This is a genomic window from Maricaulis maris MCS10 (assembly GCF_000014745.1).
Taxonomy (GTDB): domain Bacteria; phylum Pseudomonadota; class Alphaproteobacteria; order Caulobacterales; family Maricaulaceae; genus Maricaulis; species Maricaulis maris_A.
In genome coordinates, this window is the sequence record NC_008347.1 from 2130255 (window position 1) to 2151467 (window position 21213).

The 21213-nt window shown below is 62.2% G+C and carries 22 protein-coding genes; 11 read left to right on the forward strand and 11 right to left on the reverse strand.

The window, feature by feature from the left end; genetic code table 11:
* Positions 1–12: 12 nt before the first annotated feature.
* On the forward strand, positions 13–957 hold the full coding sequence (gene flgA / locus MMAR10_RS10120) for a flagellar basal body P-ring formation chaperone FlgA (RefSeq protein WP_011643885.1): 945 nt from the start codon (positions 13–15) through the stop codon (positions 955–957).
* Positions 958–973: 16 nt separating this feature from the next.
* Complete coding sequence (gene flgH, locus MMAR10_RS10125; RefSeq protein ID WP_011643886.1) at positions 974–1729, forward strand: flagellar basal body L-ring protein FlgH; 756 nt, start codon at positions 974–976, stop codon at positions 1727–1729.
* Between the two features lie 126 nt (positions 1730–1855).
* Here flgH and dksA read toward each other — a convergent pair whose 3' ends face one another.
* Together dksA and MMAR10_RS10135 are read right to left on the reverse strand one after the other, a co-directional pair.
* Entirely contained in the window at positions 1856–2284 is a 429-nt protein-coding gene (gene dksA, locus MMAR10_RS10130; RefSeq protein WP_011643887.1) for an RNA polymerase-binding protein DksA, read from the reverse strand.
* 160 nt (positions 2285–2444) lie between these two features.
* Positions 2445–2855, reverse strand: a complete 411-nt coding sequence (locus tag MMAR10_RS10135; RefSeq protein ID WP_011643888.1) for a flagellar assembly protein FliX — start codon at positions 2853–2855, stop codon at positions 2445–2447.
* A gap of 249 nt (positions 2856–3104) precedes the next feature.
* Between MMAR10_RS10135 and MMAR10_RS10140 the strand changes: the two genes are divergently transcribed.
* Genes MMAR10_RS10140 through MMAR10_RS10155 form a run of 4 tightly spaced genes read left to right on the forward strand, consistent with a single transcriptional unit; the run spans position 3105 to position 5714 of the window.
* Positions 3105–4220: a flagellar basal body P-ring protein FlgI gene (locus MMAR10_RS10140; protein WP_011643889.1), complete on the forward strand. Its 1116-nt coding sequence runs from the start codon at positions 3105–3107 to the stop codon at positions 4218–4220.
* A gap of 2 nt (positions 4221–4222) precedes the next feature.
* The gene (locus MMAR10_RS10145; RefSeq protein ID WP_011643890.1) at positions 4223–4549 is read left to right on the forward strand and encodes a rod-binding protein; all 327 of its coding nucleotides are present in this window, start codon (positions 4223–4225) and stop codon (positions 4547–4549) included.
* 2 nt (positions 4550–4551) lie between these two features.
* Complete coding sequence (locus MMAR10_RS10150) at positions 4552–5001, forward strand: hypothetical protein (protein WP_011643891.1); 450 nt, start codon at positions 4552–4554, stop codon at positions 4999–5001.
* Positions 5002–5054: 53 nt separating this feature from the next.
* Positions 5055–5714: a class I SAM-dependent methyltransferase gene (locus MMAR10_RS10155; RefSeq protein WP_011643892.1), complete on the forward strand. Its 660-nt coding sequence runs from the start codon at positions 5055–5057 to the stop codon at positions 5712–5714.
* Here the strand turns inward: MMAR10_RS10155 and MMAR10_RS10160 are convergent.
* Complete coding sequence (locus tag MMAR10_RS10160) at positions 5711–8464, reverse strand: hypothetical protein (RefSeq protein WP_011643893.1); 2754 nt, start codon at positions 8462–8464, stop codon at positions 5711–5713. The genes MMAR10_RS10155 and MMAR10_RS10160 overlap by 4 nt on opposite strands.
* A 239-nt stretch (positions 8465–8703) precedes the next feature.
* On the opposite strand from MMAR10_RS10160, the gene pseB reads away from it, so the two are divergent.
* Positions 8704–9777 (forward strand): UDP-N-acetylglucosamine 4,6-dehydratase (inverting), encoded by a 1074-nt coding sequence (gene pseB / locus MMAR10_RS10165; protein WP_011643894.1) that lies wholly within the window; start codon positions 8704–8706, stop codon positions 9775–9777.
* On the opposite strand, the gene pseC is transcribed toward pseB, so the two are convergent.
* The 7 genes from pseC to flbT form a co-directional block, all read right to left on the reverse strand.
* Positions 9774–10940: a UDP-4-amino-4,6-dideoxy-N-acetyl-beta-L-altrosamine transaminase gene (pseC, locus tag MMAR10_RS10170; RefSeq protein ID WP_011643895.1), complete on the reverse strand. Its 1167-nt coding sequence runs from the start codon at positions 10938–10940 to the stop codon at positions 9774–9776. The genes pseB and pseC overlap by 4 nt on opposite strands.
* 137 nt (positions 10941–11077) lie before the next feature.
* Positions 11078–11911, reverse strand: coding sequence for a flagellin (locus MMAR10_RS10175; protein ID WP_011643896.1), 834 nt, complete (start codon positions 11909–11911; stop codon positions 11078–11080).
* Between the two features lie 231 nt (positions 11912–12142).
* Positions 12143–12397 carry a flagellar protein FlaG gene (locus tag MMAR10_RS10180; protein ID WP_041636927.1) on the reverse strand — a complete coding sequence of 85 codons (255 nt, stop codon included), beginning with the start codon at positions 12395–12397 and terminating at the stop codon, positions 12143–12145.
* 210 nt (positions 12398–12607) lie between these two features.
* Positions 12608–13432 (reverse strand): flagellin, encoded by an 825-nt coding sequence (locus MMAR10_RS10185; RefSeq protein ID WP_011643898.1) that lies wholly within the window; start codon positions 13430–13432, stop codon positions 12608–12610.
* A 352-nt stretch (positions 13433–13784) separates the two neighbouring features.
* Complete coding sequence (locus MMAR10_RS10190; RefSeq protein ID WP_011643899.1) at positions 13785–14612, reverse strand: flagellin; 828 nt, start codon at positions 14610–14612, stop codon at positions 13785–13787.
* Positions 14613–14811: 199 nt separating this feature from the next.
* Positions 14812–15192 (reverse strand): flagellar biosynthesis regulator FlaF, encoded by a 381-nt coding sequence (flaF, locus tag MMAR10_RS10195; protein ID WP_011643900.1) that lies wholly within the window; start codon positions 15190–15192, stop codon positions 14812–14814.
* Entirely contained in the window at positions 15192–15578 is a 387-nt protein-coding gene (gene flbT, locus MMAR10_RS10200; RefSeq protein ID WP_011643901.1) for a flagellar biosynthesis repressor FlbT, read from the reverse strand. Before flbT ends, flaF begins: the two co-directional genes overlap by 1 nt.
* Positions 15579–15751: 173 nt before the next feature.
* Here flbT and MMAR10_RS10205 point away from each other — a divergent pair, with 173 nt between their 5' ends.
* Positions 15752–17539 carry a tetratricopeptide repeat protein gene (locus MMAR10_RS10205; protein ID WP_011643902.1) on the forward strand — a complete coding sequence of 596 codons (1788 nt, stop codon included), beginning with the start codon at positions 15752–15754 and terminating at the stop codon, positions 17537–17539.
* On the opposite strand, the gene MMAR10_RS10210 is transcribed toward MMAR10_RS10205, so the two are convergent.
* Positions 17536–18321 (reverse strand): cytidylyltransferase domain-containing protein, encoded by a 786-nt coding sequence (locus MMAR10_RS10210; protein WP_011643903.1) that lies wholly within the window; start codon positions 18319–18321, stop codon positions 17536–17538. The genes MMAR10_RS10205 and MMAR10_RS10210 overlap by 4 nt on opposite strands.
* Before the next feature lie 99 nt (positions 18322–18420).
* On the opposite strand from MMAR10_RS10210, the gene pseG reads away from it, so the two are divergent.
* The 3 genes from pseG to pseI are packed head-to-tail and all read left to right on the forward strand — an operon-like array spanning position 18421 to position 21137.
* Positions 18421–19482 (forward strand): UDP-2,4-diacetamido-2,4,6-trideoxy-beta-L-altropyranose hydrolase, encoded by a 1062-nt coding sequence (gene pseG / locus MMAR10_RS10215; protein ID WP_011643904.1) that lies wholly within the window; start codon positions 18421–18423, stop codon positions 19480–19482.
* Positions 19475–20038 carry a UDP-4-amino-4,6-dideoxy-N-acetyl-beta-L-altrosamine N-acetyltransferase gene (gene pseH, locus MMAR10_RS10220; protein ID WP_011643905.1) on the forward strand — a complete coding sequence of 188 codons (564 nt, stop codon included), beginning with the start codon at positions 19475–19477 and terminating at the stop codon, positions 20036–20038. The genes pseG and pseH overlap by 8 nt, the downstream gene beginning before the upstream one ends.
* Before the next feature lie 4 nt (positions 20039–20042).
* Positions 20043–21137: a pseudaminic acid synthase gene (pseI, locus tag MMAR10_RS10225; RefSeq protein WP_011643906.1), complete on the forward strand. Its 1095-nt coding sequence runs from the start codon at positions 20043–20045 to the stop codon at positions 21135–21137.
* The last annotated feature ends 76 nt before the right edge of the window (positions 21138–21213 follow it).

The following is a 21213-nucleotide window of genomic DNA, read 5'->3' on the forward strand; positions in this document are numbered from 1 at the left end:
CGGGAGAGATAGATGATCCGCACAAGCCTCATCGCACTCGCCTGCCTCACCACGGCCCCGTTTGCGACCTCCTCCGCGCTCGCGGCCGAAGCCGTCGTGTTGCGCGAAACCATCCGCGTCGACAGCGCCCATATCACGCTGGGCGACCTGTTCGACATCACCGGAGCGCAAGCCGACATCGTTCTGGCCCGCGCGCCGGCGCCAGGCAGCCGCACGGCGCTGGACGTCAATTATGTCCGTCGTATCGCGCTCGAGAATGACCTCGACTGGGCCAATGCCGGCGGCCTGCGCCGCCTGTCGATCGAGCGCGCCAGCCGCGTCGTCTCGGCCGACACGCTGGCCGACATGCTGGAAGGCGAGCTGTTTGCCTCGGAAGGACGGGTTCACGACGTGCAACTGTCAAACACCGCGATGACCCTGCACGCCCCGCTCGACAGCATTGGCGGACCGGAGATCCACGACCTCTCCTTTGACAGCCGCTCGGGCATGCTCGCCGCCGAAATCGCGCCCTATCACGGTGCCCAGCCAGTCCGCGTCACCGGCCGAGCCTATGCGACGGTCGAACTGCCGGTCCTGGCCCGTCCGGTTGCATCCGGACAGGAAATCACGGCCTCGGACATCACCTGGATCAGCCATCGTTCGGACCGTCTGCGTCCCGATGCCATTCTCGACCCGGAGGCCCTGATCGGCATGGAAACACGCCGCGCCCTGCGCCCCAACGAGCCGCTGCGTGGCTATGATCTTCAGCGCCCTTTGATGGTCGAGCGCGGTGACCTGGTCGTCCTGATGTTTGAAGTTCCCGGCATCCAGCTGACCGTGCGCGCCCGCGCCATGGAAGACGCCGCCGACGGCGAAGTTGCCCGCTTCATCAACCTGCAATCAAACCGCACGGTGGAGGCCCTCGTCGACGGCCCTGGTCGTGCCCGCGTCGGCACTTCGCCGGCCGCCAGCTTCTGATCAAGGAGATCACGCCATGATCCGCAAACTCGCCGCCCTCATCGTCGCCGCTGCCGCCCTGCAGGCATGCGCCGTCTCCGACCGTCTGTCCTATGTCGGCCAGACGCCGCCGATGACCCCGATCCAGAACCCGGCCGATCTCGCCGGAACCGGACCGTCGCAATTGCCCATGCCGATGCCGCGCATGCCGCAACAGCGCTATGCGACCAATTCGACCGCCAACAACTCGCTCTGGACCGCCAATTCGCCGACCTTCTTCGGTGATCCGCGGGCCGACCAGGTCGGTGACATCGTCACGGTCAACATCGCCATTTCCGACAGCGCCCAGCTGAACAACACCACCAATCGCAGCCGCTCATCGGCCGAGGACAGCGACCTGACCAGCTTCCTGGGCGCCGACCTGACCGGCTTCTTCAACGACAATATCGACCCGACCTCGATGACCAGCCTTGGCTCGACCTCGTCGCTGGCCGGTTCGGGATCCGTCAACCGCACCGAAAGCATCTCGCTGACCGTCGCGGCCCTCGTCACCCAGGTCCTGCCGAATGGCAATCTGGTGATCGCCGGCCGTCAGGAAGTCCGCGTGAACAATGAGGTGCGCGAACTTCTCATCACCGGCATTGCGCGTCCGCAGGACATCGGGTCCGACAATACGATCGCCCATACGCAAATCGCCGAAGCCCGCATTTCCTACGGTGGCCGCGGACATCTCTCCGATGCCCAGCGCCCCCGTTACGGCCAGGAACTCTATGACATCCTGATGCCGTTCTAGGACAACGAATCCCCACCACCATCGGGACCCACTGGGCCGTTGCGCAATAGGCGTGACGGCCCATTTTTTTAATTGAAATCGCAGGTTTTGGGCGGTTCGGCCGGAATTGTTTCCGGCCTGATCCCGTCAGCTGTCGCGGTGGACGCGTTCCTTGCGCTCGTGGCGCTCCTGCGCCTCGAGGCTCAGCGTGGCAACAGGCCTGGCATCGAGCCGGGCCAGCGAGATCGGCTCACCGGTCTCGTCACAATAGCCGTACTCGTCCTCTTCCAGACGGCGCAGGGCCTTGTCGATCTTGGAGATCAGCTTGCGCTGACGATCACGGGCCCGCAGCTCGAGCGAGCGGTCCGTCTCGGTCGACGCACGGTCGGCCAGGTCGGGCAGAGCCCCCATGTCCTGCTGGAGATTGGTGATCGTCGAGCGGCTTTCCCGGAGGATGTCATCCTTCCAGGCCATGAGCTTGCGTCGGAAATATTCCTTCTGCCGGTCATTCATGAACGGCTCGTCTTCCGACGGGAAGTAATCCTTGGGCAATTCGATCGGTTCAGCTTCGCTCATCGCTTTCCACTCAACTCCACGCGGTACAGCGCTCTCCCCCAGAAAGCGGGCGGAGAATATGCACCGAGCCGCTCAAGTCAATGTGGAGACGCTGTTGCCACACCAACTTCATGGAGCAAATAGCGAAAAACCTTGAATGATTTGTGTCGAAAAGTGTGACCTAGCTGAACTTGGCCAGTTCAACCGCTGCCCGGGTTTCAACTTCGTCGAGTGCCGCTTCCAGCCGGGCGTCATTGGTCGCATCGCGGCGGGTCTGCAGCAAGTCCATCAGCGCGACCAGCTTGGCGCGTGGCAAACCGCCCTCGAGCAGGGCGATCTTGAGCTCATCGAGCATGTCCAGCATGTCGAATGCGCGATCTGTGGCCTGCTTGCGCGCATGGGTGAAATCCTCGACTCCTTGCAGCGCCAGAATGGCATCCACCGACTGCACCGAGGACACACCGCTGGCCGTCATCCCGGCACCGGCCTTGGCCGGCGAATCCAGCTTGAACGCCTCACCGGAGGCGCGCGAGGTGGACTTGCGCTTGCCGGCTGAAACGGAACTGGTGGAGCTGGGTCCGGAGACTTTCATGGCGGGAATCATTTCCTCGTGATGACGTCCAATGGATGCGGCCGGGGCGATTAACAGAGCCTTAACCTGACCCCCTGGATCGGCAAAAACTGCCGGTCCGGACCTGCAGGTGGCGGGTTTTTCCGCCCCTGCGATCAGCACTCTACTCGCCAACCCTTTGTTTTTCAGCGTCTTATTTTATTAACCAAATCCGGAAAACTGGCACGCCACTGGCAAGGTCGTGGGCGAACCTGTTCCGGAGACCGCAAAATGCGCCTGATCATTGCCCTTCTCGCCGCCCTGTCCTTCGCGACCCCCGCCCTGGCGTCGTCCCGCATCAAGGACATGATCGATGTCGAGGACGTCCGCGACAACCACCTCGTCGGCTATGGCCTGGTGGTGGGGCTGGACGGTTCCGGGGACAGCCTGCGCAATGCCGCCTTCACCAACCAGTCGCTGAACGCGATGCTGGAACACTTCAACGTCAACACCCGCGACGCCAACCTGAACACCCGCAATGTCGCCGCGGTGATGGTGACGGCCTCACTGCCGGCCTTCTCTTCGCAGGGAAGCCGCATCGATGTGACGGTATCGGCCATTGGCGACGCCTCCAGCCTGCAGGGCGGCGTGTTGATCGCCACCCCGCTGTTCGACAGCCAGAGCCGCGCCTGGGCCGTCGCCCAGGGCTCGCTCGCTGTCGGTGGCTTCGAAGCCGCCGGTGACGGTGCCAGCATCACCCGCGGCGTACCGACCTCCGGCCGCATCGCCAATGGCGCCCTGGTCGAAAACCCGTTCGAAGGCTCCGGCATTGATCCCTGGGCCGAGATTGCCAACCGCGCCAGCCTGCGCCTGTCGCTGCGCAATCCCGACTTCACCACCGCCCGCCGCATGGCCGATGCGATCAATGCCTATGTCGGCCCCGGCTCGGCACGGGCCACCAATCCCAGCACGGTCACGCTGCAGCGCCCGAGCCATTTTGACGGCGACATGATCGACCTTCTGTCCGAGGTCGAGCAGCTGCGTGTCGAGGCCGACATCCCGGCCCGCATCATCATCGACGAGAATACCGGCACCATCGTGATGGGCGAGAATGTCCGCGTCTCCACCGTCGCCATTGCCCAAGGCAATCTGACCATCACGGTCACCGAAAGCCCGATCGCCAGCCAGCCGGCGCCCTTCTCCGAAGGTGAAACCGTCGTCCTGCCGCGTACCGATGTGTCGGTCACCGAGGACAATATGCAGCTGGGCGTGCTGGAAGAGAGCGTCTCGCTGAGCCAGCTGGTCGACGGGCTGAACGCCATGGGCGTCACCCCGCGCGACATGATCACCATCCTCCAGGCCATCAAGGCAGCGGGTGCGCTGCAGGCCGAAATCGAGGTGCTGTAATCATGGACGGCATGCTGGAACTGCAACTCGCCAATGCCACCGGCGCCGGTCGCGCCCAGGGGGCACCGAATGTAGGCGGCGCGCGCAACGAGACCGAAGCGCGGGCCATTGCCGAGGACTTCGAGAGCTTCTTCCTGTCGCAGATGATCGAGCAGATGTTCGCTCAGACCGGCGAGGAGAACCCGTTTGGCGGCGGCTCGGGCGAGCGCGCCTTCACCGGCCTGCTGCACGAGGAATACGCCAAGGTGATGGCCCAGTCCGGCGGACTTGGCCTTGCCGACCGCCTGACATCAGAAATCCTGCGCTATCAGGAAACCGGGGAGATCTAATCATGACCGAACTTGCCGCCGGCAACCCTGCCGAACGTGCCGAGGGCCTGCTCAAGCTGACCCGTCGCCTGACCGACCTGATCAATGAGGAAACCCGCCTCTTCCAGGACCGTCGGCCGCATGACGCGCTGGGCCTGCAGGACGAAAAGTCCCAGCTGGCCAATATCTATCGCGCCGAAGTGGCGCGGGCGCGCAAGGAACCGGCGCGCTTTTCCGGCGCTCCGGCACCGATCAAACAGGCCCTGCGCGATGCCACGACCAGTTTCCACGCCTCCCTGGCCGAGAATGGCCGGATTGTCGGCGCGTTGAAAACTGTCACTGAAGGCGTGGTGAAAGCCATTGCCGACGAAGCCGCACGCCAACGCTCGACCGCTGGCGGTTACGGACCCGGCGCGTCGCAACAGACCGGTCGTGGCGGCAGCTTCGCTATCGCAGTCAACCGCACGGCCTGATTTCGACAATGGCAGGGCTTGTCGGGTCGCCTTGACTGCGGCATCACCCTGCCATGAAACACCGAGCCCGCTCATCTGTGACAAAGGCCTATGATGCATGGGCCGCACAGTATGACAGCGACGACAACAAGACCCGCGATCTTGATGCAGCCTACCTCATCAATGCCGGCCTCGAACTGGCAGGACGGCGTATTGTCGAATTCGGCGCCGGGACCGGCAAGAATACCGCATTCCTGGCTCGGCGCGCTGCCCACGTCCTGGCAATGGATATTTCCGGTGCCATGCTCGACCGGGCGCGGGCGCGCCAACTCGGCTCCCACATTGAATACATCGAACATGATGTGACCGAGCCTTGGCCCGTCCGCTCAGGCTCGGCCGACATGGTGGTCGGCAATCTGGTTCTTGAGCATATCGCAGAGCTTGCTCCGGTCTTTCAGGAGGCCGCTCGCGTACTCAAGCCCGGCGGTCAGCTCTATCTCGCCGAGCTCCACCCTTTCCGGCAATTGCTGGGAAGCCAGGCCCGCTTCGCGCAGGCTGACGGGACCGAATTGCGCATCGAGGCGTGGTATCATGGCGTGTCGGATTATTGCGCGGCGGCCCGCGAGGCGGGGCTGCAACTACTCGACCTGCGCGAGCCGGTCGACGCCGGCTCGTCGGTCGGTAGCCAGTGCCCGCCGCGATTATTGGTCATGCAATTTGTGAAGGGCGCCTAGAAATAGGCGCTGGCCTGACCGCCGGAACCGGAGTTCAGACGCGCCAATCCGGCCTGGTAGTTGGCAAGCTGGGAATTGTAGTAAGCCGGAACAGTGCCGCCTCTCTTGCCCGCCTGCGGCCCCTGGAGCAGTTCCTTTAGCGCCGGATCCATCGTCAGGTCCCGATAGGCACGCTGGATTTTCGAGAGCGCGTCCTGGATCGCTTCCATGGCCGTCTCGGCAGTGTCTTTCTCTGCCAACGACATCGTGGTGGGCAGGTCCAGCGCGAACAGCGGCGGCGCATCGGTGGTCTTGTCGTCCTTGTCGAGAAGGGAGCCGGTATTGACGATCGCGCCAGGCGAAATTCCGAGGGATTTCAACAGATCGCGACCTTCACTGCCGGCAAACAACTCAATCGAGGAGCCTTCGGCCGCCTTGATGCGCAACATGTCGCCTTCGGCCGAACGGCGGACATCGGCCGTACCGTCGAGCACCAGCTTGGCGTTGATCTTGAAGCTGAGCGATCGCATCGTGTCGTCGGCTTCGATGGAAATCTTCTTGCGACGACCGCCATTCACGGAGACGTAGAAGAAATCGTCCTCGCGAGCCGAACTGCGGTCCGTGACCACACGGCTGTCGGAATAGGTCAGTGTACCGGTTGGCAGTCCGAGCGAGTCCAGCACGCTGTCATCGGTCGTCGACAGTGCGAGGCCCTTGGCATCCGCCAGCCCACCCCGGCCGGACACCTGGGTCGTCCAGTCGACGGCTCCGGTCGAGGCATCAAGCTGGGCCGCGAACGCATCCCGCTCACCATTCAACGTGCCGCCATTGATCCCGCCAAGCGTCTTGCCGGCGATATAGATTTTGCCATCATGGACCTGGACATCGGCGGCACCGTCATCCTTGTCCGAGCCGACAAAGGTCAGGAAATCGGTCGTCGGTGCGCCACCATCGGTCATCTTCATCACGAAGGCATCGCGAACGCCGCCCGCATGCGCCGATACCGGCGCCGTTGGTGCGAACCCGCCGCCCGCCGCGCCGGTCAGATAGATACCGGTCGCATCGATCGCGAGACCACCAACCCGGCCATCATCCAGATCGCCCAGATCCTGCTCCCAGATCGCGGCTGACGTGTCATCACTGACATCGAATTTGCGCAGGACGGCGTTGCCGTCCTCCTGGCTTGCCACGACCAGATTGCCGTCACTCGCAATCGCGATCGCCGACACGGACTCCTCTCCGGTCGAGCCGACCCGCCGCGTCCACAAAGTCGTACCGCTGGCGTCGATGGCACGGATATACCCGTCCGAACCGCCACCCGCATGGGCGTCACCACCGAATGCGCTGGCCGAACTGCCGGCGACATACACCGTACCGTCATCACCGACGGCGACGGTGCTGGCCTGGTCATCCTTTGTCCCGCCAAAGCGCTGCGTCCATTGTTCCACACCGCTGGCCGAGTATTTGACAACGACGCTGTCGCTGCCGCCAACATCAGTCGTGTCACCAAGCCCGCCCTCGACCTTGCCGGCGACGACCACATTGCCACTGGAATCGGTCGCGATGGACAGGCCTTGCGCGCTTTCGGCGGCGCCGAGCACCCGGCTCCAGACGCGATTGCCGGTTGAATCATATTTGGCCAGGATCAGGTCCTGCTCACCCTTGAGCACCTGGCCGTCGGTCGCGGCCGATGCATGGCCGACCACGAAGATGCCGCCATCAGCGGAGGCGGTGGTTGCATGGATTTCGAGCGGATTGTCTTCCTGCTTGACCCGCGTCTCGCCCTCTTCACCGCCGACAACGGCGACTTCGGAGGTGGTTGGGTCGGCACTGAAGCGTGTCGTGTATCCGGTCTGCGGCGTGCCGCTGGCGAGATCCGTCAGCTTGACGACCTGACCGCCTGCGCTGTCATTGATGCCGGAGACGCCGGCAAAATAGAGTGCCGGTTTGGCTGCAGCGGCGGAAAAGGAAATGGTTTCGGTCGACACGCCGGATATCTGGAAGCCGTAATTATTCCCCGGCACTACCCCGACATCATTTTCCTCGCCAATCTTGGCGCGCTCGAAGCGCGAGAGCACGCCGGCGGCTTCGAGTTGGGTGTTGATGTGGTCGGAGATATTGTCGAGATTGCGCGTCGTCCCGCCCATGTCGGCCAGATTGATGTCGATGGTCTGGGTAATGCCGCTCTTCTTCACTGAGATCGAGAATTGGACATCGCCGGTCAGGCTGGCGACTTCGGCATCAAAATCACCGGTATGGATCGTGTCGGTCGTATATTGCGACGTGCCGCGTGCGATCGCGACTTCGCTTTCGATCTTGGACAACTGCTCACCCTTGAGCAGGGTCAGGCCTTCCAGGTCCATGTCGTCAAAAAAGCCGTCCAGCTGGGCGAGGCCGGATTGGAAACTCTTGTTGAGGAAGGAACGGCGACTGTCAGCGGTCGTTTTTTCCTGGGCTTCCTCGGCCAGGGAAGCGAGGCGCTTGAGGCCCTGGTGCAGGGAGAAAAGCTGTTTGTGGTCATCCGGCGCATCCAGGCCGGAGAATTCGCGGTCAGGGTCGTTGAAGAAGATGCCGTTGGCGAGAACCTTGCGGCTCATCTCTTCCAGCGTCATCAGGTTCGGCGAGCCGATCTCCCAGGGCGCCGGGGCGGTCGGTTTCTGGGAACGCGCAGACGACGCCGTCGACAATGAAGTCGATGAGGCCAGCGAGGCGCTGATACGTGAATTGTACCACCCCGTCAGAAGCCCGACATCCAGTCCGATAACGCTCACGGCGAATTTCCTTTACATTCGACGTTACACTCTGGACCTCAAACACGAAGAAAGTGTTGCGAGACAAGGTAAATCGGGACTTTCAAATTGTCTGCAAAAGCGCGGCCGGCAATGGCCGACAACAGGTCTGCTCACGGACGCGGCAATCTGCTAGTGTCCAGCGCTGACGAACATGCCTAACGTACCGTTAACCTTGGCGGCGCAGCGTCGGACACTGGATACGAATCGCGAGGCCCAGCATGTCAGACACGACAGCGCCCGATGCGTCTTTCGAGGAAATGATGAACCAACGCTCCTTCCTCGACCCACGCATGCCGCTCGACGGCAAAACAATACTCGTCACCGGCGGAACGGGTTCGTTCGGCCGCAAGCTGACCGAGACCATCTGCGCCGAGTACAAGCCGAAAAAGCTGATCATTTTTTCGCGCGACGAGCTTAAACAGTATGAAATGGCTCAGGATTTTTCGCCCAGCGATTATCCCTTCCTGCGCTATTTCATTGGCGATGTGCGCGATGCATCGCGACTCGACCAGGCCATGCGCGATGTTGACATCGTCATCCATGCCGCGGCGCTGAAGCATGTGCCGATCGCCGAATACAATCCATTCGAGTGCATCAAGACCAATGTGATGGGTGCCGAAAACGTGGTGTGCGCCGCGATCAAGCGCGGCGTCAGCCATGTCTGCGCCCTGTCCACGGACAAGGCCGCCAACCCGATCAATCTCTATGGCGCCTCGAAACTGGCTGCCGATAAAATATTCACGGCCGCACAGCACATGGGCGGCGAAGGCGGCCCGGTCTTCTCGGTCGTGCGCTATGGCAATGTGGTCGGATCACGCGGCTCGGTCATTCCCTATTTCCGCCGCCTGATCGAATCCGGAGCCACCGAATTGCCGATCACCGATCCGCGCATGACGCGGTTCTGGATCACACTGGAGCAAGGCGTCAATTTCGTCCTGTCCAGCCTGTCCATGGCGCGTGGCGGCGAGATCTTCGTCCCGAAAATCCCGTCCATGAGCACAGCCAACCTGGCCCGCACCATGGCGCCGCACCTGCCGCACAAGGTGATCGGGATCCGGCCGGGCGAAAAGCTGCACGAAATCATGATCCCGGAAGACGATGCCCGCACCACGATCGAGCTTGATGACCGGTTTGCCATCCTGCCTGCCCACGCAGCCAAGGTGACGGCCCGCTATCTGGCCAGTGGCGGACATCTTGTGCCCGACGGGTTCAATTACGCCTCCAACACCAATCCGGAGCAATTGACCGAGACGGCCCTGCGGCAGTTGATCGGCATGGCGGCAGCGGCCTAGCCGTTCAGCACCTGCGCCAGCCTATCGATCACGAAAGCCGGATCCTCATCCAGCATGTCGACGAACAGCGGTAGCGACAGTGTGCGTGCGTAATAGGCCTGCGCGCCAGGCAGGTCCTGCGGCCCGTAACGTGCCGTGTAGTAAGGCTGGTCACTGACCGGGATATAGTGCACCTGGCTACCCACTCCCCGCTCGGCCAGCCCGGCCATGACATCCGCCCGGCTCAGGCCGATGGCATCAAAATCGATCCGGACCGGATATAGGTGCAGACAGGGGTCGCAATGCGGCGTCCGCGCCAGTGGCGATACAGACAGATTGCTGTCTGCCAATGCCGCATCATAGGCTCGCGCCAGCGTGCTGCGGCGCTTGGCAAAACTGTCCAGGCGGCGCAATTGCGACAGGGCCAGAGCCGCCTGAATATCACTGAGGCGGTAGTTCCAGCCGAGCGACTGCATCTCGTGCCACCAGGGTTCACCGGCCTGGCGTTCATGCCGCGACGGGTCGCGCTCGATGCCGTGACTGCGCAGCGTCCGCATGCGGCGGGCAAGCTCACCGTCACGGGTCGTCACCATGCCGCCCTCACCGGCGGCAATCGTCTTGACCGGGTGGAAGGAGAAAGTGGCAGCCCGCGAATGTTTGCAATTGCCGACCGGTTCACCGCGCCAGCGCGAGCCAACGGCATGACAGGCGTCCTCGACCAGGACCGCACCGGCCGCTTCGGCCTGCACCGCCATCTCGTCCAATGCCTCGCACTGGCCGGCCAGATGCACCGGCAGAACAGCGCGGACCTTGCCACCGGCCCGGCCGAGCGCGTCGGCCAGCGTCTCCGGCGTCATCAGCCCGGTATCCGGATCAACATCCGCAAAGACGATGTCGGCACCGCAATAGAGCGCGGCATTGGCTGTCGCCATGAAGGTGATGGCCGGCACGATGCAGACATCTCCCGGCGCCACCCCTTCAGCCGCCAGCGCCAGGTGCAGCGCCGTCGTACCATTCGAGCAGGCGACAGCGTGTTCAGCCCCAACGGCGTCACAAAAGGCGGTCTCCAGCGCGTCAATGGTCGGCCCGGTGGTCAGCCAGTCGCCACGCAGGACCTCGACCACAGCGGCAATATCGCTCTCATCGATCGACTGACGCCCGTAGGGCAAAAAGCTTCTGGACATGCGCGATACTCCCTGCAGACGCCGGTGGTACGGCGATCCGGTCACATGATGCCGGAAATGATGGATTGAGTCGCCGAAACGGAAACGGCCCCCGGAAACCGGGGGCCGCGCCGTGGTGGTGGAGAATGTTGAACGGGTTAGCCGCCGAACAGGTTGAGGATGATCTGCGGCTGGCCATTGGCAATCGAAAGCGCCTGGACACCCAGTTGTTGCTTGACCTGCAAGGCCTGTAATTTCGCACTTTCAACCGCCAGGTCAGCATCGACAAGGTCACCGACCCCGCGGGTCAGGGAGTCCATCAGCTTGCCGACAAAATTGGAGTGGGCCTCCAGCTTCTTGGTATCGGAGCCGAGATTGGCCAGGGCTTGGTTGACGTTTTCCAGCGAGGTCTTGATCGCGGTCACCGCATTGGTGGCCAGCGTCACTGAGCCGAGGCTGGCGGTGGCGGCAATCGTCAGGATCGCTCCGCCAATGCTCATGTCCTGCGCCTTCAACGTCACCGAACGTGCCGCATCGGCGTCGGCCAGGAATTCAATGCCATTGGTAATCGAACCGTCGAGGATGTTGGCACCGTCAAATTCGGCGTTCTGGAGGATGCCGCTGATCTGGTCGAGCAAGGCCTTGAAGTCCGAGTCGTAGGCAGCCCGGGAGAAAGCATCGAGCGACGGATCCATGGCTGCAGTTGCCTTCTCGCGCATCTGCACGAGGAGATCGGAAATCGACTCGCCGGCGGCCAGGGCCACATCGCCGATGGTCGAGGCCCGGTCGAGACCGCTTTGCACCGCTTCGAGGGCGCGGATATCGGCGCGCATGCCCTGGGCCACGGCGTAGATCGCGGCATTGTCCTTGGCACCGGAGATTTTCAGGCCGGTATTGATCCGGTTCTGAACACCCAACATGTCATCATTGGTCTTGTTCAGGTTCTGAAGAGCGATCATCGCCCCGGTATTTGTGTGGACGCTCATGGTCATGCGACATTCTCCCGCGTTCTCAGTAACCGCCATTCAGCGGCTGTTCGAACCGGTATGCGCAAGAGGCGTGCCGTTTTGGCACGCTCTGGAATTACGAATTAAATCAGAACAATAGGCCGAAGTCAGGACATCAGGCCTGATCATCTTCGCCGGGGCTTGCCGGGACACATATGCCCGGGTGGTCAAAATTTGCCGGGTTCAGGCGGCGTCAAAAGCCGCCACTATTTGGGATCAGGCCCGCTGGTCGACAATGCCGGCCGAGCGCGTGCGCAGGAATTCCATGAGGTCGGCATGTTTCTCGGGCGGCCAGCGCCGCACCGTCTCGCCGGTATCCTGATCGATCAACAGATAGATGTAGTCGCCGGACGTGTCGTCCTGGAGGATTTTCAGGCGGGAGTTACTGAGGCTCTCCGCTGCCAGGCGCTCGACTTCGGCCGGTCGCTCCGGCGACGCAGGCCTGGCGGACGCGCTTTGGTCAGCATCCATGACGGGCTCAACCCGCCGCGCGGCTTCGCGTGGGCGGTCAGCAGATATGTCCCTGTTCTCGGTGATGGGCGCCACTGGAACAGGTTTTGGATTGAACCCCGTTTCTGCCATTTGAATAATCGCTGACGCGGAGGCATCAGCGCCTCACTAAAATTTCGCGTCAACCGCGGAGGCGGATGGCGGAGCGAGGCTCCGCCATCCAGTCCGTGATTAACGGAAGTAACCCAGGATCGTGCTGGGCGCCGAGTTGGCGATCGACAGGGCCTGAACGCCAAGCTGTTGCTTGACCTGCAGGGACTGAAGACGCGCGCTCTCTTTGGCCAGGTCCGCATCGACCAGGTTGCCGATACCCTTTTCCAGGGCGTCAGACAGCTTGCCGACGAAACCCTTGTGGATCTCGAGCGAGCTGGACGCGGTGCCGAGCTTGGCCAGCGATGCGTTCAGGTTGTCGAGCGAGGTTTCGATCGTGGTGACGAGCGTGGAAGCGTCGCCAGCAGATGCGAAGGAAGCCGCAGCCGCAACGGTCACATTGCCGCCGCCCAGAGAGAAGTTCTGGTCAGAGATCGTGATCGTGTTGGAGCCGTCAGCATTGGCCAGGGCCGAAATGGACGTAACCGAGTTGTTGATCAGGTTCGTGCCATTGAATTCGGCATTGTCGACGATTGTGGAGATCTGGTCGCGAAGGGCCTTGAAGTCTTCGTTCAGGGCCGTGCGGGACGCCGTATCGAGAGACGAGTCGGAAGCAGCCAGGGCCTTTTCCTTCATCTCGATCAGGATATCGCCAATTGCTTCACCGGCGGCAAGAGCCACGTCGGTGGTAGAAGCAGCCAGATCGAGCGAGTTGCCGACAGCGGCATAGCCGTTGACGTCAGAACGCATCTTCTGGGCAATCGCGTAAACGCCGCCATTATCCTTGGCGGATGCCACAGCCAGACCGGTGTTGATGCGGCTCTGGACTTGCTCCATGTCGCGGTTGGTCTGATTGAGGTTCTGCAGCGCAACCATGGCGCCAGCATTCGTGTTGATTGTAGCCATTTCTTGGCCCTTTCCATTCTGGTGATGTACGGACGTTCTGCCCGCCGGGTCTTCTGACCCTGCCTAGGAAAGAGCAAGCGCGGTGCCAATTGGACATTGACCACAAGGGTTAACTCGGAGTCGCGTGATTCGTAGGGCTGTTTTTGCCGAGTCAATCTTTGCCCAGTAACCATTTGGGCGGCAAATTTTGCCGGTCCACAGGCGAATTTCGCTAGGAAATTTCTGCCGGTCGGCAAAATTTTATGATTAATATCAGGTTAATGGCCGATTGCAGGCATGCGTCTGCGCCAGCGCCGGCGAATCTGAAAAAAATGACCGGGATCGCCAAAGTGGCGATCCCGGTCGGACGAACTTAGCCGAAGAACGACAGGATGGTCTGCGGCGCCTGGTTGGCGATGGAGAGCGCCTGGACACCCAGCTGCTGCTTGACCTGCAGCGACTGGAGTCTTGCGCTTTCCTTGGCCAGGTCGGCATCGACCAAATTGCCAATTCCCTGCTCCAGCGTATCACTCAGGCGGGACACGAAACCCTTGTGTATTTCAAGGGATTTCGAGGCCGTACCAAGCTTCGCAAGCGAGGTGTTCAGATTGTCGAGAGAGGTCTCGATCGTGGTGACGAGTGTTGACGCATCACCAGCCGAAGCGAAGGAAGCCGCGGCCGCCACCGTCACGGTACCACCGGCCAGAGTGAAGTTCTGGTCGGAGATGAGAATCGTGTTGGAGCCGTCCGAATTGGCCAATGCGGAAATCGAGGTCACCGTGCCGTTGATCAGGTTGGTGCCGTTGAATTCCGCGTTAGAAGTAATCGTTGCGATCTGATCCCGCAGGGCCTTGAAGTCTTCATTCAGTGCCGTCCGGGAGGCTGCATCAAGCGATGAGTCAGATGCCGCGAGCGCCTTCTCCTTCATTTCGATCAGAATATCTGAAATTGCCTCACCGGCAGCCAGAGCCACATCGGTGACAGACGCGGCGAGGTTGAGACTTTGCTCGACCACACCATACCCGTTGACCTGGGAGCGCATGCGCTGGGCAATGGCGTAAACACCACCATTGTCCTTGGCACTGGCCACTTCCAGCCCGGTATTGATGCGGTTCTGAACCTCGTTCATGTCCATGTTCGTCTTGTTCAGATTCTGCAGGGCGATCATCGCCCCAGCGTTGGTGTTGACAGAAAGTGCCATTTTTTTGCTCTCCATTCTGGATGCGTATGAGGCTGAATTTTTCAGCCGCGGGCGTTTTGCCCGCACATGGCATCGCAAGCGCCATGCCGCGCATGGACGCCGGATAAGCGTGGCTTTTCAGAGATTTAAGATATTAAAAAAGGCACCCTCGGGAGAGGGTGCCTGATTCTGCCTGCCGTTATTGCCGTGTCGGCAATTGTTACCCCACCGCTTGCTCCGCACCCGCGGCAGCCTGCGGCATCAGTCCTTGCATCACCGTCCGGTTGATATCGACCAGATCGTCGATCGCCTCCGGATTTCGCATGGCGTGGCTGCCCTGCTTGGACACGAAAATCGAAAGCGAGATGATCGCGGCGCGCAATGCCTCAGGCAGCTTGTTGTCCTGGCTGGCACAATCCAGCGCCAGATTGCTCCAGACACGGCGGTTCCAGTCGATCGCCTGGGCCCGGTCCTGGAGGGATTCGATGGGTAGTGACTTGGCGTTCATGAGGGAACGCGTGACCTGGGCAAACAGCCGGTACTCGGTCGCACGGGGATCTTCCGCCCTTGCGGCAGATTTCTGATAGGCTTGAAGGGACATCAGCTCAGTCTCTCGGCTTCATAAGTCATCAGCTTGCGGCACCCGAGCAGCGCCTTGTAATGCTCGCTCGCCATCACATCACGACTGACATTCACGCACAGACCCAGAGTTTGCGGGTCCGAAACCACGCCCATGAACTCGTTCATTCGCAACACGAATTCATCGTAGAGTTTGTCGTCTGCCCGGTCGGACAGATACATCATCATGATCGGAAAATAGATCCGCTTGACCGGCGTATCGACGTCCTCGGCGTGGAGAATGTCTTTCTCCCGCAGGACTGACGCCTTGTTCTGCAGCACAAGATTGGCCCGACGGTCGCCATTCTCGATGACGGCTCCGTTGAGGACAAACTTCTCGCCGGGCTTGAGCGAGATTTTGAGCGGCATGGGGTCCCTCCGGTCGACAATTGACGCGAACACCGAGGTTCGCTGCGTACAGGTTCGCAATACGGGGTGAAGAAATGGTTTCCGGGCCGAATGGAACCAGTCATCGGTTATTAGCGAGTTCTTAAAGCGAATCTCCTGCCCTGCACGATAGAATCGAGGCAGGACTCAGACCCATGCAACAAGCCAGCAAGCTCGACCTTGAAGCGGAAATTTCCGCCGAGGCAGAAGTTGAAAAGAATGAAGCCCGTGACTCGGCTCAGATCGGGAAGCAGGCGGTACGGGTCGATGCCCATGTCGAACGCGTACCGGCAGATCGTCGCCGCGTCTTCCAGAAGGTGGCGGCGCTGGCCAAGCGGGCCATGAAATCTTCTGCCGAGGGGGATAATGTTGGCGCTGCGCGATTAGCCCACAAGGCCTATCTCCTCGCCCCCGACATGGCCCTGACCAATCATGTCCTCGGTTTGATGCTGTATAATCTGGGCCGTCTTTCACGCGCGCTCGACTTTTTCGAGGTCGCCTGGAAAATCGATCCGAGCGATGCGGAAATTTACCAGAAGCTTGGCCTGGTCGCCTGGAAGCTGAACATGCTCGAGGCCGCCGAGAAATTCTATCGGCTTCAATACAAGCTCGCCCCCGCGGCGGTCGATGCGGCGATCAATCTGGGCGGTGTCTTGCGTGATGCCGGGAAGTTTGAGGAAGCGATCGAAATCCTCCGGACGGCGATCTATGCGCATCAGGACGACTACGAGCTCTGGAACTCGATGGGCACGGTTCTGAGCGACAAGGGCGAGCCCGAGGAGGCCAGAACATTCTATCTGGAAGCGCTACGCCTTAAACCGGATTATGGCCGGGCCCACAATAACATGGCCAACATCCACGAGTTGTTGGGCCAGCCCTTGCTGGCGCTCCCGCATTACGATGAAGCGCTCAAGGACCCCGCCGACGCGATGGAAGAGGCGACGATGCGACATGGCCGGTCCATGGCCCTTTTGTCGGCAGGTCGCCTGGCGGAAGGTTGGGCAGCCGGTGAGAGTCGGCTCGACCCCAATCGCGCGCAGGCCACGCTTTTTACGATGAAGGCGCCTTACTGGGACGGCACAGACCCCGGGAGACTGCGTGGAAAGACACTTGTCCTCGTCGGGGAACAGGGCCTGGGCGACGAGGTATTGTTCATGAACACTGTTCCGGACCTCCTGGAAGCCCTCGGTCCGGACGGCGAATTGCGCATTGCTTGCGAACAACGCCTGAGATCATTGGTCAAGCGCTCTTTTCCCACAGCCGTCGTGGGGAACCACCTGTCAGCAACCATCGAGGGCCGGGACGTTCGCGTCGCCCTAAAGCTTGAAGACGGCGCCGATTTCTGGACGCCGATGGCCACGCCGCTTCGCGCTTTCCGAAACGATATTGCCGATTTCCCGGACACCCACTTTCTGGTTGCCGACCCCGACCTTCAATCAAGCTACCGCCAACAGATGGATGGGTTTGGCGACGGCCTGAAAGTCGGCATTCTCTGGAAGTCCCTGAAAATGGACGTCAAGCGCTCGAAGTTTTTCTCGTCCTTCGATGCCTGGGCCCCCGTACTCAAGACCAGCGGTGTTGACTTCATCAACCTGCAATACGGAGAAGTTGACGAAGAACTGGCCGTCGCCAGGGACCGCTTTGGCGTAAACATCCATCAACCGCAGGGCCTCGACCTTAAATTGGACCTTGACGGTGTCGCCGCCTATGCCTCGGCCTGCGATCTTGTCATCGGCCCCATGAATGCGACCAGTAACCTGGCTGCGGCGTGTGGCGGAAAAGTCTGGTTTGTTCACTCGCGCTCCAGCGCCTGGACGCTGCTGGGCACCCGCCACCAACACTGGTATCCGCAGTCCCGCTCCTTTTTCGGCACCGGCTTTCAGGACTGGTCCAATACGATGGACCAGGTCGCCAAGGCTCTCTCGCAAGAGCTGGCCAGCTAGTCCGCCTGAGGAAAAGTGTAGTCGCGCACGATGGATGCCGCCGCAGCGACGCTGGCGCGGGACGGATCGGCATGGGCCGCATTGATCGCGGCAAGTTCGGGCGTGGATCGGCAAAGTGCAGCCAGTTTCGGGTAGTCGACCCATGCAGCCCGGGCGTCGCCCAGCCGCTCGAAAACAGCGCGACAGAAGTCCAGGTCTTCAGGATAGTCCAGCGTCCAGCGCAATGCCCCGGCATCGCCGCCCGGCCCGCGCAAACAGGCCATGCTCACGGCATGCTGGCGCCGCATCCAGGCGGTGACATGCTCCCGGTTGGCCGGGGCTTTGGCTTGACGCTCGGCCTTGAAGAGCAGCTCGGCCGGGAAGGCTTCGCAATCGAGTCCCTGGGGGAATCCGGCAATCATCGTATTGTTGGCGTAATCGGCACCGGACTCACGCAGCAGCGCCACCACCTGGCGGCACACTTCCGGGTCGAAGAAGGGACAGTCGCTGGTCACGCGGACGACCTCATCCGCCCCGACGGCCCTCGCTGCATCGGCATAGCGCGAGAGCACGTCAGTCTCGCTGCCCCGCACCACATGCGCGCCGCAGGCTTTCGCCTCGGCCGCCACCGCATCATTGCCAGCGCTGTCGGGAACGGCGCAAACAAGGTCGTCCAGCCCCTCCAGCCGACGACATCGCGCCAGCACGCGGGCCAACACACTGGCCGCCCCCAGCGGCTCGAGCACCTTGCCCGGCAATCGCGAGGAGCCGGCCCGGGCCTGGACGATAATGGCGAGCGTCATGAATATCCTTTCGCGCACTCGCTTCAAGTTTGCCCGTTACACCTAACGACGCATTAACCGGGCAGGCGCAGGCTGGCCACTCACCCTGACCCGATTGCCATGACACACACGCCACCGCACATCATGATCCGCGCCGACGCCTTTGCCGACCTCGGCGGCGGGCACATCATGCGTTGTCTTTCCCTGGCGCGCTGGCTGGCCGCGCAAGACTGCCGGGTCGCATTCGCCTGCGCGCCGGGCAGCGCGGACCTGGTACCCGCCCTCGCACGGTCGGGATTTGCGGTTCTCGACGCACATGGCAACAGAGATTTGCCGCTGCCGGACGGCTGGCCGGCGCGGGCGGATGCCGTCTTCGTTGATCTTTACAGCTCCGACGCTTCCGACGAGGTCGCTCTTCGCGCCAGGGCTGGCGCGGTCGTGGCAATCGAAGACCTTGACGGTCGCCACCATAATTGCGACCTGCTGGTCGATCCCGGCGCCGGGCGCAGCGCAGACCTGTATCGTGGCCGCGTACCGCCGGATTGCCGTGTCCTCGCCGGCCCCGGCTTTGCCCTTCTGCGCGACGAATTCGCCGCGGCCCGGGCGGACAGTCTGGCGCGCCGCGCCCGGCAAATTGCCCCGCCCCGGCATGTCCTTGTTTCCATGGGGCTGACCGATATCGGCGGGATTTCCGAACGCATTGCGCGCCTGGTCGTCAATGCGCTGCCCGACGCGACGGTCGAGATCATCCTCGGACCGCGCGCGCCCAGCCTCCCCGCCCTCCGCACGCTCGCAGCCTCCCAGCCCCGGCTTGAACTCGGCATTGATGTCGACGACATGGCCCGGCGCATGTCACAAGCCGACATCGCCATCGGCGCCGGCGGCGGCACGGCGCTGGAGCGCTGCGTGCTCGGATTACCGAGCGTCGCGATCATTCTTGCCGCCAATCAGCGGCCGGCCACGTTATACTTGGCCCGAACAGGCGCGCTGCTCGCCATCGACACGATCGATGCCGTCGAGAACGAGCTGCCCGGACTGCTGGCCCGGATGACGCCCGAGCGCTGCGCCGCACTTTCCAAGACCGCCGCATCCGTTTGCGACGGAAAAGGCGCCGAGCGCGTCGGCAGAGCCCTGCTGGAACTGGTGAACGGCAATCGACCGGAGACCCGAAACCATGACTGAAAAACCTGCAGCCCCGATCAGGGACGGACCTGTTGCCATTCGCCCGGCCGATAGCGCCGACAAGAGCCGAATCCGGGCCTGGCGCAACAAGCCGCACGTCCGGCAGAACATGTACACCGATCACAAGATCAAGAAAGCCGAGCACGAAAACTGGCTCGAGGCGGCGCAGTGCGACCCGACGCGCGAACTCTGGGTGATCCAGTGCGACGGCGAGGATATCGGCGTGGTCCTGATCAGCGAGATCGACCCGGTCGGGAAATCGGCCAGCTGGGCCTTTTATATCGGTGAGGAAGGCCTGACAGGGCGCGGCATCGGCACGCGGGTGGAACGCCTCGTCCTGCACCGCATCTTCGACGAATTGAAATTTGACCGCTTGCGCTGCGAAGTGCTGGAATTCAACCAGATGGTCATAGGTCTGCACCGGAAATTCGGCTTCCGGGAGACCGGACGGATCGAAGCCAGGGTCGAGCGCGACGGCAAAATGGTCGCGGCGGTCTGCCTTGAACTGGAACGCGGCAACCTGCCCAAGCAGCCACCCCTCGAAACGACGGATTGAGAGCATGACCCAGGACAAGACCGGTTTCGAGATCGCCGGGCGCCCGATCGGGCCGGACCATCCTCCGCTCGTGATTGCCGAAGTTTCGGCCAATCATCTCGGTCGCATCGACCGGGCGCTGGAGACCATCGAGGCCGCCGCGGCGTGTGGTGCGGATGCGATCAAGATCCAGACCTATACCGCCGACACGATCACGATGGATCATGACGGTCCCGGCTTTGTCCTCGAGAGCGGTCCGTGGGCGGGACGTACGCTCTACGACCTCTACAAGGAAGCGGGAACGCCCTTTGAGTGGCACGGGGCGCTGTTCGCCAAGGCCCGGGCCTGCGGTGTTCCGATCTTCTCCACGCCCTTCGACTTCACCGCCGTCGACCTGCTCGAGGACCTGAAAGCCCCGGCCTACAAGATTGCCAGTTTCGAGGCCGTCGACCTGCCGCTGATCGCCCGGGTGGCGCAGACCGGCAAGCCGATGATCATCTCCACCGGCATGGCCAACCTTGGCGAGATCGATGCCGCCGTCCGCACCGCCCGCGAGAATGGCGCGACCGGCCTCGCCCTGCTGCACTGCCTGTCGGCCTATCCGGCGCCAATCGACCAGGCCGATCTGCGCACCATCCCCCATCTCGGCGCGGCCTTTGATGTCATTGCCGGCCTGTCCGACCATACGCCCGGCACGGCCTGTGCCGTCGCCGCAGTCGCCCTCGGCGCACGGGTCATTGAAAAACACTTCACCCTGTCCCGCGCGGATGGCGGTCCTGACAGTGAGTTTTCACTTGAGCCGGACGAAATGAGACGCCTGGTGCAAGACTGCCATGCGGCTTTCCACGCGCTGGGCAGTGTGCGCTTTGGCACAGCCCAGAGCGAAGCGGGCTCGGTCACCTATCGACGCTCGCTTTACGCGGTTACCGACATCGCAGCCGGCCAATGCCTGACCGCGGACAACGTGCGCTCAATCCGCCCCGGGCACGGCTTGGCACCAAGCTGGTACGAAAAGATTATCGGGCGCCCGGCCTCGCGCGACATCAAGCGCGGCGAACCGCTTCAGCTCGACTTGATCGAATGGGCCGGGACCGATCCGGCAGCCGGTCAGGAACCATGACACCGGCCGGACTTGTCGAGCCCCTCGCGTCCCGCGCGCGCCACCAATCCGTGACACAGCCCCGGGCAAGGACGTA